The 14,888-nt window shown below is 72.8% G+C and carries 11 protein-coding genes; 6 read left to right on the plus strand and 5 right to left on the minus strand.

Going from position 1 to position 14,888, the window contains the following annotated elements:
- Positions 1 to 406: 406 nt before the first annotated feature.
- Positions 407 to 1,333, minus strand: a complete 927-nt coding sequence (locus tag QSK21_RS16330) for a carbohydrate kinase family protein (RefSeq protein ID WP_285696696.1) — start codon at positions 1,331 to 1,333, stop codon at positions 407 to 409.
- 215 nt (positions 1,334 to 1,548) lie between these two features.
- Between QSK21_RS16330 and QSK21_RS16335 the strand changes: the two genes are divergently transcribed.
- The 4 genes from QSK21_RS16335 to QSK21_RS16350 all read left to right on the plus strand — a co-directional run bounded on the left by QSK21_RS16335 (position 1,549) and on the right by QSK21_RS16350 (position 7,227).
- The gene (locus QSK21_RS16335; protein WP_285696697.1) at positions 1,549 to 3,990 is read left to right on the plus strand and encodes a bifunctional acetate--CoA ligase family protein/GNAT family N-acetyltransferase; all 2,442 of its coding nucleotides are present in this window, start codon (positions 1,549 to 1,551) and stop codon (positions 3,988 to 3,990) included.
- 480 nt (positions 3,991 to 4,470) lie between these two features.
- On the plus strand, positions 4,471 to 5,052 hold the full coding sequence (locus tag QSK21_RS16340) for a DUF5998 family protein (RefSeq protein WP_285696698.1): 582 nt from the start codon (positions 4,471 to 4,473) through the stop codon (positions 5,050 to 5,052).
- A gap of 64 nt (positions 5,053 to 5,116) precedes the next feature.
- Positions 5,117 to 6,232, plus strand: coding sequence for an alkaline phosphatase family protein (locus QSK21_RS16345; RefSeq protein WP_285696700.1), 1,116 nt, complete (start codon positions 5,117 to 5,119; stop codon positions 6,230 to 6,232).
- A 164-nt stretch (positions 6,233 to 6,396) separates the two neighbouring features.
- Positions 6,397 to 7,227 (plus strand): sulfurtransferase, encoded by an 831-nt coding sequence (locus QSK21_RS16350; protein WP_285696701.1) that lies wholly within the window; start codon positions 6,397 to 6,399, stop codon positions 7,225 to 7,227.
- A gap of 9 nt (positions 7,228 to 7,236) precedes the next feature.
- Here the strand turns inward: QSK21_RS16350 and QSK21_RS16355 are convergent, their stop codons facing one another.
- The 4 genes from QSK21_RS16355 to QSK21_RS16370 are packed head-to-tail and all read right to left on the minus strand — an operon-like array spanning position 7,237 to position 12,033.
- The gene (locus QSK21_RS16355; RefSeq protein WP_285696702.1) at positions 7,237 to 9,783 is read right to left on the minus strand and encodes a CHAT domain-containing protein; all 2,547 of its coding nucleotides are present in this window, start codon (positions 9,781 to 9,783) and stop codon (positions 7,237 to 7,239) included.
- The gene (locus QSK21_RS16360; protein ID WP_285696703.1) at positions 9,780 to 10,226 is read right to left on the minus strand and encodes a hypothetical protein; all 447 of its coding nucleotides are present in this window, start codon (positions 10,224 to 10,226) and stop codon (positions 9,780 to 9,782) included. The genes QSK21_RS16355 and QSK21_RS16360 overlap by 4 nt, the downstream gene beginning before the upstream one ends.
- Positions 10,223 to 10,828, minus strand: coding sequence for an RNA polymerase sigma factor (locus QSK21_RS16365; protein WP_285696704.1), 606 nt, complete (start codon positions 10,826 to 10,828; stop codon positions 10,223 to 10,225). Before QSK21_RS16365 ends, QSK21_RS16360 begins: the two co-directional genes overlap by 4 nt.
- Before the next feature lie 29 nt (positions 10,829 to 10,857).
- Positions 10,858 to 12,033 (minus strand): S8 family peptidase, encoded by a 1,176-nt coding sequence (locus QSK21_RS16370; RefSeq protein WP_285696705.1) that lies wholly within the window; start codon positions 12,031 to 12,033, stop codon positions 10,858 to 10,860.
- A gap of 300 nt (positions 12,034 to 12,333) precedes the next feature.
- Here QSK21_RS16370 and lnt point away from each other — a divergent pair, with 300 nt between their 5' ends.
- A complete protein-coding gene (gene lnt / locus QSK21_RS16375) occupies positions 12,334 to 13,773 on the plus strand; it encodes an apolipoprotein N-acyltransferase (protein ID WP_285696707.1) in 1,440 nt (479 codons plus the stop codon).
- 276 nt (positions 13,774 to 14,049) lie between these two features.
- Positions 14,050 to 14,544, plus strand: a complete 495-nt coding sequence (locus QSK21_RS16380; RefSeq protein ID WP_285696708.1) for a DUF3145 domain-containing protein — start codon at positions 14,050 to 14,052, stop codon at positions 14,542 to 14,544.
- The last annotated feature ends 344 nt before the right edge of the window (positions 14,545 to 14,888 follow it).

Raw genomic sequence — 14,888 nt, forward strand, 5'->3', positions numbered from 1 at the left:
GGGCGGTCGGCTGGCGCTTCATCAGCGCTTGATGCCTATGCCTCGGGATCCACGGTGGCGTGTCGAACGGGCGGCGGTGCCAGGGCGCTTGGCGGCCGTGCTGCCCTTGGCCTTGGCTGTCGCCACCTGACCCATTGGATTCAGCGGCCGGGCACGCCGGTGCCACCGTTGAGGCTGAACGGCGGGGTCGCATGCTGAGTGTGGTGGCTGGTGCTCTGGTGGCACGTGCCTCGGGTCAGGGTTGTGCTTCTGAACCTGCGGGTTGGCCGGGCATGACTGCTCGCCCTCGCCCTGGGTGTCATTAGCTGACGCATGCCGGGTGGCGGGGGCTGGGGCGGACGGTGGGTTGGTGGCGGGCCGTGGTGCGCCGGCCGGTGTGGTGGTCGGGGCACCACGGCCCGTTTGGTTAGTTCTTGATCTGGTTGTCCACCACGTCGAGGGTGGGGCGGGCGCCTAGGTGTTGCATGGCGCGGGCGGCCAGGTGGTTGCCGGCGGCCAGTGCCTCGGCGGGGGGCTTGCCGTCGAGCCAGGCGGGGAGGAAGCCGGCGATGAAGGCGTCGCCGGCGCCCGTGCCGTCGACGATCTTGTCGATGGGCTCGGCGGGGACCGTGACCGGTTCGGGGCGGCGGTTGGCGTACCAGAGCGTGCCCTCGGCGCCGTTCATGATCACGACTTCCGGATACCAGGCGGTGAGCACCTTGGCCGCCTGGTCGGGCAGGTCACGGCCGGTGAGGACCTCCGCCTCCTTGGCGTTGACGATCAGGAGGCGGGCGCCCTGCGTCCACTCCAGGTAGGGCTCGGCGCCCATCCGCTTGAGCGGGGAGGACGAGCCCGCGTCCACCGAAATGGACATCTGGGACTTGCGAGCCAGGTCCAGGCAGTGGATGGCGGCCTTGCGGGAGCCCTCGTTGATCAGGGCGTAGCCCGACAGGTGCAGGTGGCTTCCCTGGTGGAACAGGTCTCTGCAGCGTTCGATGTCCTCCGGGAGCAGCGCCGCGTTGGCGCCGGGGTCGGACAGCATGGTGCGGTCGCCCTTGTGGGTGATCAGCACCACACAGGTCCCGGTGGGACGCTCCTGGTCCATGACCAGGCGGGCGTCCACGCCGTACCCCATCAGTTCCATGTCCCGGTTCCGGCCGGCGATGTCGGAGCCACGGCGGCCGACGAACGCCGCCTCGATCCCCTCAAGGGCCAGCCACGAGGCCACGTTGGCGCCCGAGCCGCCTCCGTGCGTCGTCACGGCGGCGGGCGTGTCGCTGCCCTTGGCCAGGGGGAATGCGGCACGAGCCACGGTGTCAGTCATCAAATCGCCGACCACGACCACGCGCGTCATGGAGTCATCACCTCGATCAACACGGCCCGCGCGAGCGGCATTCTGGGCGTGTGGTCGACCGTAACAGCTCTTGACCCCCGATTAGGTCTCGAACGCGCAGCGAAACCGGGGAACCCGGCGAATTTCCCGGCGACCGCGACCGAACGGGATTCCGATCAGCGCCGGAGACGGCACGAATCCGATGGTCCGGGGCGCGGTGCCCTAATCTCGGGAACGTGTACCCGGACCATTGGGAGGCCGACGTCGTCCTCGCCGACGGCGGGACGGCCCATGTGCGTCCCATCAGGCCCGAGGACGGCGATCTGCTGCGCGCCTTCTACACCCGGCTGTCGCCCGAGTCGATCTACTACCGGTTCTTCTCGCCGCGGCCCCGGCTGTCCGACCGTGAGATCGAGCACTTCGTCAACGTCGACCACGACCGCCGGGTCGCGCTGATCGCGACGATCGGCGGCGCCATGGTGGCGGTCGTCCGGTACGACCGGCTGAAGGACCGTCCCGGCACCGCCGAGGTGGCCTTCCTGGTGGAGGACGCCCACCAGGGGCGGGGCCTGGGCGCGGTGATGCTGGAGCACATCGCCGCGGCCGCGAGGGAACGCGGCGTGGACCGGTTCGTCGCCAGCGTCCTGCCCGACAACCGCAGGATGACCAGGGTGTTCCGGGACGTGGGCTACCGGGCCGAGCAGCGGTTCGAGGAGGGCGTCATCGAGCTGGTGCTCGACCTGGAGCCGACCGAGACCTCGGTGGAGGTCATGGCGGCGCGCGAGCACCGCGCGGAGTCCCGGTCGATCCAGCGGCTGCTGTTCCCCGGGTCGGTCGCGGTGATCGGCGCGAGCCGGGCCGAGCACAGCGTGGGACGGAGCGTCCTGCGGCACCTGCTGACCGGTGACTTCAGCGGCCCGGTCTACCCGGTGCACCCCACGGCCACCGCGGTCGCCGGCGTACGGGCGTACGCGTCGGTGCTGGAGATCCCGGACGATGTGGATCTGGCCGTGGTCTCCGTGCGTGCCTCGTCGGTACGCGAGGTGGTGGAGCAGTGCGGAAGCAAGGGTGTGCGCGGCCTGGTCGTGGTGTCGTCCGGGTTCGGGGAGACGGGGGCGGAAGGCCGGGAACGCCAGGAGGAACTGGTACGGCTGGCGCGCGCCTACGGCATGCGTGTGGTCGGGCCGAACTGCCTGGGCATCGCCAACACCGACCCTGATGTGCGCCTGAACGCGACCCTCGCCCCTACGATGCCGGGCCGCGGCCCTGTGGGGTTCTTCTCGCAGTCGGGTGCGCTGGGCATCGCCATCCTGCAGCGTACGGCGGAGCGTGGGCTGGGCCTGTCCACGTTCGTGTCGGCGGGCAACAGGGCGGACGTGTCCGGCAACGACCTCATGCAGTACTGGGAGGAGGACCCGGCCACCAAGGCCGTCCTGCTCTACCTGGAGTCGCTGGGGAACCCGCGGAAGTTCGCCAGGCTGGCCCGCCGCCTCGGCCGCCGCAAGCCGATCGTGGCGGTCAAGAGCGGGCGCAGCACCCAGGGCGTCCCGCTCGGGCACGCGGCGCAGGCCCTCAGCCTGCCCGACCACGCGGTCAGCGCCCTGTTCGCGCAGGCCGGGGTGATCCGGGTGGAGGACCTGGCGGAGCTGTTCGACGTGGCGCAGCTCCTGGCCTACCAGCCGCTGCCCACCGGCGACCGCGTCATGATCATCGACAACTCCGACTCGCTGGGCCTGCTCGCCCAGGACGCGGCCGTGGCGCTGGGGCTGGACGCCGCCGCGCCCGTCAACCTGGGTCCCCGCGCGGACGCCGACGACTACGAGGCCGCGTTGTCGAGCGCCCTAGAGGACGATCAGGTGGACGCGGTCGTGGCCCTGTTCACCCCGCCCACCGTCGGCGGCTACGACGTGCGCGTCCCGGAAAAGATCCTGCGGCTGGCGAAGGGCGCCTCCAAGCCGATCGTGGCCACCTACCTGGGGTCGGAGGGCATGCCCGAGGATCTGAGGATCCCGGGGCCGGACGGGATGCCCGGTGCGGGCTCCGTCCCCTCGTACCCGGCCCCGGAGGACGCCGTCCGGGCCCTGGCGTACGTCATCCGGTACGCGCAGTGGCGGCGACGCCCGCAGGGGCGGCTGCCCGAGCTGGAGGGCACCGACCGCAAGCGCGCCCGTGCGCTGGTAGGGGAGTGGCTGGATACGGGCGTCTCCGTGGAGGCGACCCATGAGCAGGCCGCCGAACTGCTGGGCTGCTACGGCATCGCCATCGTGGAGAAAAACGAGCACGGGGAGGGCATCCCGGCGCGCATCGTCACCATGGAGGATCCGTCGTTCGGCGCCGTCGTCTCGTTCGGTCTCGCGGATGAGACCACCGCGCTTCTGGACGACCGCGCGTACCGTCTGGCGCCCCTGACCGATGTCGAGGCATCGGACCTGGTACGCGCCATCCGCACGGCCCCTCTTCTGCTGGGCCACAAGGGAGCCGAGCCCGTCGACGTGCCCGCACTGGAGGATCTGCTGTTGCGGGTGTCCCGCCTAGGGGACGACCTTCCCGAGGTGGCTCGCCTGGAACTCGACCCGGTCGTGGTGGGCCCATGGGGCTGTGCCGTGAGGGAGGTGACGCTCCGCCTGGAGCGTCCACGCGGCCCCCGCCCCGAACTTGGGCCGCGCCGCCTCCGCTAGGCACCCCTCAGCACCGCTGCCTCCTTCGGTGGCTCGGGCGGCGTGGGATTGGGCGTCGGCGGATACGGGTCCGGTGATGGTTCGGGTGGCTCCGGCTCCGGTGGCGGCATCGGCGGTACGGGCTCCGGCGGCGGCCCCGGCGGTACGGGGTCGGGTGGCTCGGGTTTCGGGGGCACCGGATCGGGCGAGGGGCCGGGCGGCACCGGTTGCGGCGGCCTGCGCGGCGGCTCAGGCGACGGCCCGGGGGGTGGTTCGGGAGGCGGCACCGGGGACGGCGGCGGAGGCTCCGGGTTGGGGCCGGGCGGCGGAACCGGCGGCGGTGACGGCATGGGGTCTCGGTCGGACATGCCCCTTCCCTACCCTGAGGTCGGGCGTCCTCTCCTACGGCCCACGCTCCCGGACGGCCGGGGAGGGGCCCAAATGACCATGTTGCGGCCACGTTGTGTGCACCGCGCGCCCGGGACAGGGCAGGATGGGGTCATGAGGGAAACCCGAGCGACGGCTCACGGGTTGCGCACGGCCATCGAGCGCAGCGGTTACTACCCGGCATTGGTCGCGGACGCGGTCGAGTCGGCCATAGGCGATGAGCGAGTGATCGCCTATGTGGTGCATCACGAGGCGACGTTCGACCCCGCGATGGAAGTGCGGCGGCATGTGACGGTCCTGGTGCTGTCGGCGTCCCGGCTGCTGGTCTGCCATACCGACGAGCACCCGCCGGGCGACGGCATGGCGCAGCCCCACGCGTCCACCACGACGGAGGCGGTCAGGCTGGACCGCGTCCAGTCGGTCGCCGTCACCCGGGTCGTCCCCGACCCCGCGTCCTACGTGCCGGGTGTGCCGCCGACCGAGGTCGTGCTGACCATCGGCTGGGGCGCCATCGCGCACATCGACCTGGAACCGGCCACCTGCGGCGACGAGAACTGCGAGGCCGACCACGGCTACACCGGCAGTGTCACCTCCGACGACCTGTCCCTGCGGGTCAGCGAGGCCGCCGACGGCCGGGACGCCGTCGCCCAGGTGCTGGCGTTCGCCGAGGCCCTGTCCGCCGAGACCGCCCGCTGATCGCCCGCAGGCGGCCCTCCCAGAGGAAACCGGATGACCCCCGCATGATCGAGCCGAGGTCCCTGTGAGCGTCCCGCCGGTTCCGGCGTACGGAACGGGCGCGCTCGCCGATCTGCCGTCGTCGGTGCTGGCGTCGCTCGGCGTCCCCGGGCGGCCGAACGTCCTGGGCCTGCCCGCGATGCCCCGCGTCTGCGTTCTGATCATCGACGGGCTCGGCTGGGAGCTGTTCCAGGCGCACCGGCACGAGGCGCCGTTCCTGGCCTCGCTCCCCGGCACCCGGCTGACCTCGGGGTTCCCGGCGACCACGGTCACCAGCCTGGGGTCGCTGGCCACCGGGCTGCCTCCGGGCGGGCACGGCCTGCTCGGGGTACAGGTGGCGATCCCCGGCACCGGGCGGCTGCTGAACTGCCTGCGCTGGCAGGACGAGACCGTCGACCCGGCCACGTTCCAGCCGGCGCCGACCGTGTACGAGGAGGCGGCGGCGGACGGCGTGAACGTGTCGTACGTGGCGCTGGGCCTCTACCGGGGGACGGGCCTGACCCAGGCCACGACCCGCGGGGCGTCCTATATGGCGGCCGACGGGCTCGGACCGCTGGTGGGCCGGGCCGAACGGGCCCTGCGGAAGGAGGGCCGCGGCTTCGTCACCGTCTACCACGCCGATCTCGACACGACCGGCCACCGGTTCGGGGTCGGATCGCCGGACTGGCGGCATCAGCTCCGTTTCGTCGACCTCCTCGCCGAGCAGCTCGCGGAGGTCCTGCCCCCGGGCACGGCCCTGTACGTCACCGCCGACCACGGCATGATCGATCCCGTGGAGCGGGTCGACTTCGACACCACCGCCGAGCTCAGCGAGGGGGTCGCGCTGCTCGGGGGAGACGCGCGGGCCCGGTACGTCTACAGCGAGCCCGGCGCCCACGAGGACGTCCTGGCGGCCTGGAAGGGGCTGCTGGGCGACAAGGCGTGGGTGTTCTCGCGGGACGAGGCGGTGGCGGCGGGCTTGTTCGGGCCGATGCAGCCCGACCTGCTCGAACGGGTCGGGGACGTGATCGCGGTGCCGCACGCCGACCTCGCCATCGTGGCGTCGGAGCGGGAGCCGTACCTGAACAGGATGGTCGGCATGCACGGCTCCCTCGTCCCGGCGGAGATGATGGTGCCCCTCCTGACCTACGCGCGCCACTGACCGTCGCGCCCGCTCGTGTCCGCCCTGGATGCCTGTCCCGCGCTGTCCCGCGCCGTCCGGCGCGTCCTGCCCCGGCCGGGATCGGACGGGCCCGTACGCTCGGAGAGGTGACGAACGCGACTTCGCCCCTCCCGAAACCGGGCAATGGCGGTCAAACTGGCGATGTGCATCCACTCATCGACGTCGCCGCGCTGGCCCGCCTGCTCCGTCAGGATCCTCCGCCCGTCCTCCTGGACGTCCGATGGCATGTGAACGGGCCGCCGGGCATCGAGTCCTACCGGCGCGGGCACCTGCCGGGCGCGGTGTTCGTCGACCTGGACCGTGACGTGGCGGGCCCGCCCGGCCCGGCGGGGCGGCACCCGCTGCCCGAGCCCGCCGACTTCGAGGCGGCGATGCGACGCGCCGGGGTGTCCGGCGACCGTCTCGTGGTGGTGTACGACGACGCCGACTCCACGTCCGCCGCCCGTCTCTGGTGGACGCTGCGCTATTTCGGCCACGAACGCGTCCGCGTGCTGGACGGCGGGTTCCGTGCCTGGAACGAGGCGGGGCTGACCGTGACCGGCGAGGAGCCCTCGGTCAAACCCGGCGACTTCGTGGCCCGTCCGAACCGGCTCCCGGTGCTGGACGCCGAGGGGGCCGCGGCCGTCGCCAAGGCCGGGGCTCTCCTCGACGCCCGCGCCGCCGAACGCTTCCGCGGTGAGAACGAGCCCGTGGACCCGGTCGCCGGGCACATCCCCGGAGCCAAGAACGCGCCGACGCTGGGCAACGTGGGGGTGGACGGCCGCTTTTTGCCGCCCGGCCTCCTCCGCGAACGGTTCGCCAAGCTCGGCGCCACCGATGCCACCGACGTCGGCGCCTACTGCGGGTCCGGGGTGACGGCCGCCCATGAGATCCTCGCCCTCAACCTCGCGGGCATCCCCGCCGCCCTGTACGTGGGTTCCTGGTCCAACTGGATCGCCGACCCCACCAACCCGGTCGCGACCGGCGACGCCTAGCGCGCACCCTCAACCGGCGCCGAAACAGTTGAAGCCGGTGACGCCCGGGGTGCGGGGCGTGGCGGCCAGGGCGCGGGCGGGCGGCAGGCCGGCGGCCAGGCCGGTGTGGAAGGCGGTCATGAAGCCGGGGGCCTCGTCGTCGCGGACGGGCCCCACGCTGGCGATCACCGTGGCGGTGCCGAGCGCGAGCAGGACACCGGCCATCCCGATCACCGCGTCCCCGTCCGCCGCGCGCCCGGCGTCGCAGGCGGACAGGACGAGCAGGCGCGGTGGCGCGTCCAGCGTCTCCAGGTCGCACAGCATCAAGGGGCCGTCCGCCAGCCGCAGCCGCGAGAAGAGGGCGTTGCCGTCGCGGAACTCGCCGTGCGAGGCCAGGTGGACGAGGTCGGCCCCGTCCAGGGCGTCACGCACGGCCTCCGCCTTCGCGGCGGCGCCCGTGAGCGTGCGCGCCTGGGGGAAGAGGCGGGACAGCGCCTTCACCTCTTGCTCCGCGTGCTCCAACCCGGGGCCGGCTATGAGAACGACCCGTTCCCTCCGCGAGGCATCGACGGCGCGCGCCCGCAGCCAAGTGGCAGCGGACGGGACAAGCGTGTACGGACGGCCCTTGAGTGAGGGAAGCGCCGCCCAGGGAAGGCCGTGCAGGCACCCGATGGGAGCGAGCACCAGATCCCGCTCGGCGATGCCGTGCAGCACGGGCGCCAGCAAGACCTCGTCAAGGCGCCGGCACGCATGCTGGAGGCCCTTGAGTGCGTGGGCGTCGCCTGCACGTTCAAGGAGCCGCTTCAACGCGAAGCGCGCCAGCCTCACGTCGTCCACCACATCCGCGTACGACCCCAGGCGAAACCGGTGGAAACGCTCCCCGCATGCCGTCACGGCATGAAGCTCGTCCCCGATGCGCAGGTACTCCAGCAGCGCCCGCCCGCTGCCGAGGGCCGACACGAGCCGGTCGGTGCCGAACCCGGTTGGGTGCTGACGGCCGTCGCCTTGGCGGCGGCGCGTCCGGGCTTGGATGGACGCCTCAACCCGCCTCAATCTCTCGCGTACGCAGGCTTCGGACGTCCCGTCCTGGGCCAGGACGGATGCGCGTTGGGAACTGAGGGCGCGCAGCTCCGACAGCGCCGCCGCCCGTGCGGGATCGCGTGGCGGACGCAGCGAGGCGGGCCGGGCGAGGGCGCGACGGCGTTCCTCCATCGACAGCAACTCAACAGGCGAACGCGCCATCTGCAAGCCCAGGTGTGCCAGTTCATCGCCCAGCCCGGCGGCGCGGGCCCGAAGCTCCAGCGCGCCGAACACCTCCGCGTACTCCTCGACCGCACGCAGCCCCTCCCCGATGGCGTCGCGTGCGCCGCCGTGGTCGCGCCGCGCCCAGCGTTCCAGCGCGGTCGCATGCCACGCCGCGGCGCGGAGGGACGCGGGGCCGCGGTCGCGCATCCGGCTCACCGGCTCCAGCAGGTGCCCCGCGGGCCGGTGGAGGGCGAGGGCGACGCGGGCGGCGATGATGCGCGCCTCGGCGGACGCCTCCGCCCAGCCGCGCTCGTGCAGGCGTTCCGCGGTGGCCACCACCGAACGCAGGAACACCGCGGAACGGTCCCCCGCGGCCCAGCGGGCGCGGATGAGCAGATGGTCGGCCAGCAGCGTCCAGCCCGTGCGTTCCTGGTCCGCGAACGCGGCCCGTGCGCGTTCGGCCGTCTCCGCCGCCCGCTCGGCGTCCTCATCGGCGAGCTCGGCGTGCGCGAGCAGCAACAGCCCATCAGCGATGTCGCACTGGTAGCCGTTCGCCGTCACCTCGCGCAGCGTCGCCTCAAGGAGCGGACGGGCCTCGCCGGGCAAACCCGCCTGGATCAGGGTCTCGCCCACGTCGAACCGGCACTGCGCCACCCTTTCCCGGGTCAGCGCAGGCTCGGCCGCCGCGAAGAGCCGCAGCGCCCGTGGGATGTCCCCGCGCCGGGACGCCACGAACGCGAGGTTGCCCCGAGCCATCGCGGCCATATGCCCCAGCCCCGCCGCCTCGCCGACCGCCACCGCCTCCGACAGGGTCGCCTCGGCGGTGCCCAGATCGCCGCGCAGTGCACGGGCCAGGCCGAGGTTCGTCAGCAGCCCCGTCAGCGTTACGGGGTCGTGGTCTTGGCGGAGCCGCGGAAGGGCTTGCGAAGCCACGGCATCCGCTTCGGGGAGTCGCCCGGCGCGGGCCAGCGCGCAAGCGACGTTGGCCGCGAGGCGGTTCGCGTCGCGTCCCCGCAGGATTCCTTCTGCCCGTGCCGCCTCGGCCAGTGCGCCCTGGCAGTCGCCGCGTGCGGACAGCAGCCCGACGAGGTTCATCCGCACGAGAGCGGCCTCGTAGCCCTTGGAGCATGCCAGGGCCTCCTGGAGCCGTTCGATGCCCTCCTCCAGGAGACCCAGCTCCTTGGCGGCCAACCCCGCCGCGCGCAGCGCGACGACCCTTGCCGCACAGGAGGATGGCGAACGCTTAAGGAAGGCGTTGGCGCGCTCGTACGCGAGCACGGGATCGGACGCCGCCAGCCCGACGAGCCCCTCCGCCTCGCCCTCAGCGGTCACAGGCGGATCCAGCTGGTCACGATGGACGAGCCGTCCGGCAGCAGGAACGCCAGGCTGACCAATCCCTCGGGCAGGGCGGGGAGCGCGAAGTGACCGGCCTGATCCGCGCGGGCCCGAGGCTGCTCCGGCACCAGCGCGAGATGCCGTACCCGCACCTCGGCCGGCATCGGCGGGGCCAGCCGGCCCGCGATCCCGCGTCCATGACCGGTGCCGTCGACCTCCAGCTCGATCACCGTCCGGGACGCGGCGAAGGTGAGCGTCCGCGTCCCCTCCCCGCCCCGGAGGGCGGCCGGCGGGCCGGCGTCCGCCGGGGCGGGCTCGGCCACTTCGGCTCCGGGGACGCGCCAGGTCAGCGCCGAACGCGCGGTGGCCAGCACCTCCGAGGGCACCGGGTCGAGGGCCTGGAACGCCGCCCGCACCCGGGCCATCAGGTCGTCGTTCACGGGTCCAGCCTCCGCAGCAGGCCGTTCAGGCAACGCGCCCGGGTCGGGCCGATGCTGCCCACCGGCATCCCCAGCGCCGTGGCCAGCTCGGCGTAACTGGGTGCCGTCGCGCACAACCTCAGCAGTACCTGGCAGCGGCGAGGCAGGGCGGCCAGCGCCTCCGCCACCTCCCCGACCCGTTCCCGCGCCAGGGCGACGTCCTCCGGCGCCACGCCACCGGGCGCCGACACCACCGCGTCGTCCAGCGCCGCCCCACGCGCCGCCGCGCGCCGGGACGCGTGCAGGCTCTCCCGCCGCGCGGTCACCGCCAGCCAGGTGCCGACCGAGCCGGGCCGCTCGATCCGGTCGATCCGCTCCACCAGCCGCAGCCACGTCGTCTGCACCACGTCTCCGGCGTCGGCCTGGCTCAGCCCGTACGCCCGCGCGATCGACCACAGCAACCCGCTGTAGCGGTCGACCAGCCACGCCCAGGCCGCCCCGTCACCATCACCGGCCCGCATCACCGCCTCGGCCACCTCGCCGCTCTCCGCGTCGTCCCGCCCTGTGCCGGGCGGGTCGTCGCAGAGGCGGACGTGGCCGGGGCCGTCGTCGTCTGAAGACATGTCACCACTGGGTACGGGGGAGGGCGCGGTCAGGACGTGATGAGGACGCCGAGGTCCGGCAGCGTGCGGTGGGCGGCCGGGTCGAGGAGACGCCCGGCCGCCTCGACCGCGCCGACGCCCTCGGACGCGGCCAGGCCCGCGATCCGTCCCGCCACGGCGGGGGCTGCGAACGAGGTGCCGCTCCAGATGGCGAACCCGTCGAACCGGTCCGGGTCGTCCGGGCCGGGGCGGGGTCCGTCGAACCGCACGAAGCTGCTGGCGATGTCGACGCCGGGCGCGCAGGCGTCCACCCACCAGCCGTAGTTGGAGAACCAGGCGCGGTCGCCACCGGGACCCAGCGCGCCGACCGAGATCACCTGCTTGAGCGCCGCCGGCCAGAACGGCCGGTCGGTGGCCGCGTTGCCCGCGCACGCCACGACGGCGGTGCCGCGGCCCAGGGACGCCAACGCGCGGGCCATCAGCGGCGAGGGCCGGTCGTCGAAGGTGTGGCAGCCGAGCGAGAGGTTGACCACGTCGGCGCCGCCGTCCGCGGCCAGCCGCGCCAGCGCCCCGATGACCTCCAGCTCGTCCCCGACACCGTCCCCGCCGATCACGCGGTACGCCCGCAGCCGGGCCGACGGCGCGTACCGCAGCACGACCCCCGCGATGAACGTGCCGTGCCCGGCCTGGGAGTCCAGTTCGTAGTCGAGGTCGGCGTCCAGGACCTCCGCGGCCTCGGCACCGTGCTCGGCATACCAGGGGGTGTCCTCGTACCACGGATGCGGTGCGAGCCCGGTGTCGAGAACGGCGACGGTGACCGGGCGGCGCACGGGTGCCCCGGCACGCGGCGCGGGAACGGGCGCGGCCGGACGCGGCAGGTCGGCGGGGCCGCTCCACCACATGGGCTGCCCACACACCAGGTGGTTGGGGGAGACGTTCAGCCGCCGGTGCCGGCCGCCGCTCCCGCCGTCCCCGCCGAGCAGGGACGCCATCTCGCAGACGTCCACCTTGGCGCGGGACCGCAACCGCAGGCAGGTCACCCCGTGCTCGTCGTGCGCCGAGTCGTACCAGCGGCGCACCAGATCCCGCGCCGCCGGCGCGTCGGGACCGGCGACCAGCAACTGGTCGCGCCTGACCAGCGCCCGCCGTCCGGGCGCCGCCTCCACGACGACGGCGTCGCGATGGCGGGCCAGCAGCCGCTCCAGCCGGGCCTCCTGATCGAACATCCGACCTTCCTCCTTGGGGAATCGTGGGACTCGTGGGAACTTGCGGGCAGGGGCGATCGCATAGAGTAGCGATCACATGGAGTGATGATTACATGACCCATAGTGCCGGTTGATGTCCCCCAGCGGCGGTCTTTCAGGGAAATGTGCGTTACTGGGAACGTGATCGGCCGCGAGGGTTTCCGCAGCGGGAGCGTGCCGCCCGCCCCGGAACCTCCGGCGCCTTCAACCCTGGCTCCCACGCCCCCTGTCCTAGGTGAGGGTGCGCGGGCCGCGACCACGGCCCGGCCTGGACGCTGGGCCGTGTGGCGGGTACGTGCGGCGTGCCTGCTGTGCGGAACGTTGCCGGTGCTCACCTTCCCCAGGCCCGGCCTCTCGTGGCTCGCCTGGGTGATCCTCGTCCCCGGCCTCCTGCTGATGCGGTCCGCCCCCGGCGTACGGGCGGCGGGCACGCGCGGATGGTGGTTCGGCGCCGGTTACCTGACGGCCGTCCTCTACTGGACGCTCCCCAACATCGGGCCCGGCCTCGTCCTCGTCGCCGCCGTCTTCGGGTCGCTGTGGGCGGCATGGGGCGCGGCCGCGCGATGGCTGGGTTCCTCAGCGGTGGCGGTCATCGTCCTGCCGTCCATCTGGGTCGCCATCGAGTACGCGCGCTCCTGGCCCAGCCTCGGCGGGCCATGGGGGCTGCTGGGGGTCAGCCAGTGGAACCACCCGACGATCCTCAGCCTGGCGTCCATCGGCGGGGTGTGGCTGCTGTCGTTCGTGCTCGTCGCCGCCAACACCGCGATCGTCCTCGCCCTGCGGCCTCCCCGACGCGGCCCCTGGGTACGCACCGGCGGTGTACTGCTCGCGCTGCTGCTGGTCGCAGGTCCGCTCACCTACGCCGCGCGCACCTCACCGTCCACCGAGAAGACGATGCGGGTCGCGCTCGTGCAACCCGGCGTCGTCCACAGCCCTCCCACCCGGTTCAGCGCAGGCGAACGCATCACCGCGCAGACCCCGCCCGCCGACCTCATCGTCTGGGGCGAAAGCAGCGTCGGCCACGCCATCGCCCGCCACCCCGACATCGCCACCCGGCTCCGGGCACTGGCCGCCGAAGCCCCCATCCTCGTGAACGAAGACGCCAGAGACGCCGACGGCCGCATCTCCAAGAGCGCGATCCTCATCAACCCCGACGGGACGCACCAGCGCTACATCAAGACCCGGCTCGTCCCCTTCGGCGAATACATCCCGTTCCGCTCCGGATTCGGCTGGCTGAGCCGCATCAGCCGCGCCGCGGGACAAGACCGCGTCCCCGGCACCGGCGCGAGCGTCATGACCACCCACGGGCTCACCCTCGGGCCGCTCATCTGCTTCGAATCGACCTTCCCCGACCTTGGCCGCGCCGTCGTGCGACGCGGCGCGCAACTCCTCGTGTACCAGTCGTCCACCTCCACGTTCCAAGGCAGCTGGGCACCCCCGCAGCACGCCTCACTCGTCGCCGTACGCGCCGCCGAAACCGGACGACCCGCCGTCCAAGCCGCGCTCAGCGGGGTATCGACCGCCTTCGACGCCCGCGGCAGGCGGCTGGCATGGATGGACACCGACCACCGCGGATCCACCGTCGTCACCCTGCACATCCCGCCGTCCACGTCCCGCACCCCCTACGACCGCCTCGGCGACTACGTCGCGTACCTCGCCGTCCTCATCGCCGCCGCGGCCGCCCTCGCCGCCGCCCGCGGCAGGCTCGCCCGGCCCCGCTGAAACCCGGCCGCACCGGGACCGCGGTCCCTCGCACCCGGGACCACCCCGCCCCTAGCTTCACCGATGCGACGGCCACCCGACCGCCGCTCGCCACCCCGCCGGACCCGTCACCGCTGTGACCGATGGAACACCACCCGTGGTGGAAAGGTGGAAGCGAACACGGTCGTGTGGTGGTGCGACCGGTGTCAATGATGCACAATGAGGGACGCGGAAACCGTCCTGGGATGCCCGAGGCCGTAGGGGAAGACGAGCCTCAGTACAGATCCAGGAGGTCCGGTGACCGCACGTGGCGTTTTCTACGTCCACTCCGCGCCACCTGCGCTGAGCCCGCACATCGAATGGGCGGCCGCAGGTGTACTCGGCGTGCCCGTGTCCCTTGAGTGGGCCGACCAGGCGGCCGCGCCGGGGACCCTGCGCGCCGAACTGCATTGGGAGGGCAAGCCCGGAACCGCCGCCGGGATCACCTCCGCGCTGCGCAACTGGAAACTCCTGCGGTTCGAGGTCACCGAAGACGCCACCGCCGGCTGCGACGGCGTCCGCTACAGCTTCACCCCCACCCTCGGCGTCTTCACCGGAGTCATCGGCGCCAACGGCGACATCATGATCCCCGAAGACCGGCTGCGCACCGCCATGGCCAACGCCGCCGCCGGCAAGACCACCCTCGAGAACGAACTCGAACGCCTCCTCGGCACCCCCTGGGACAACGAACTCGAACCCTTCCGCCGAGCCGGCGACGGCGCCCCCGTCAGATGGCTCCACGCTGCTGTGTAGTTTTTGCAAGCACGAGCTGCGCTCGTCGCTGGCGCTCCTCGCTTGTCGTGCTTGCGGCGATCGCTGCATCGCTCCGACTCGCCTAGAGGCTCGCTTCGCGATCAGGTTCCTCGCAGGCTCGGAACCTGCCTTCGGTCGCGATCGCAACGGCTGGCCGCCGTTCGGGGTTGGGGTTGCGGGCTGAGGTAGTTGCGAGAGGTGTTTATTTGCATGCGCGAGCTGCGCTCGTCGCTGGCGCTCCTCGCTTGTCGTGCTTGCGGCGATCGCTGCATCGCTCCGACTCGCCTAGAGGCTCGCTTCGCGATCAGGTTCCTCGCAGGCTCGGAACCTGCCTTCGGTCGCGG

Source organism: Actinomadura sp. NBRC 104412, assembly GCF_030269515.1.
Lineage (GTDB): Bacteria > Actinomycetota > Actinomycetes > Streptosporangiales > Streptosporangiaceae > Spirillospora.

Excerpts from the sequence above, each read along its gene's own strand:
- QSK21_RS16330 (WP_285696696.1), bottom strand. The coding sequence starts at position 1,333 with ATGACGCGCGTGGTCGTGGTCGGCGATTTGATGACTGACACCGTGGCT.
- QSK21_RS16340 (WP_285696698.1), top strand. The coding sequence starts at position 4,471 with ATGAGGGAAACCCGAGCGACGGCTCACGGGTTGCGCACGGCCATCGAG.
- QSK21_RS16365 (WP_285696704.1), bottom strand. The coding sequence starts at position 10,828 with ATGTCTTCAGACGACGACGGCCCCGGCCACGTCCGCCTCTGCGACGAC.
- QSK21_RS16370 (WP_285696705.1), bottom strand. The coding sequence starts at position 12,033 with ATGTTCGATCAGGAGGCCCGGCTGGAGCGGCTGCTGGCCCGCCATCGC.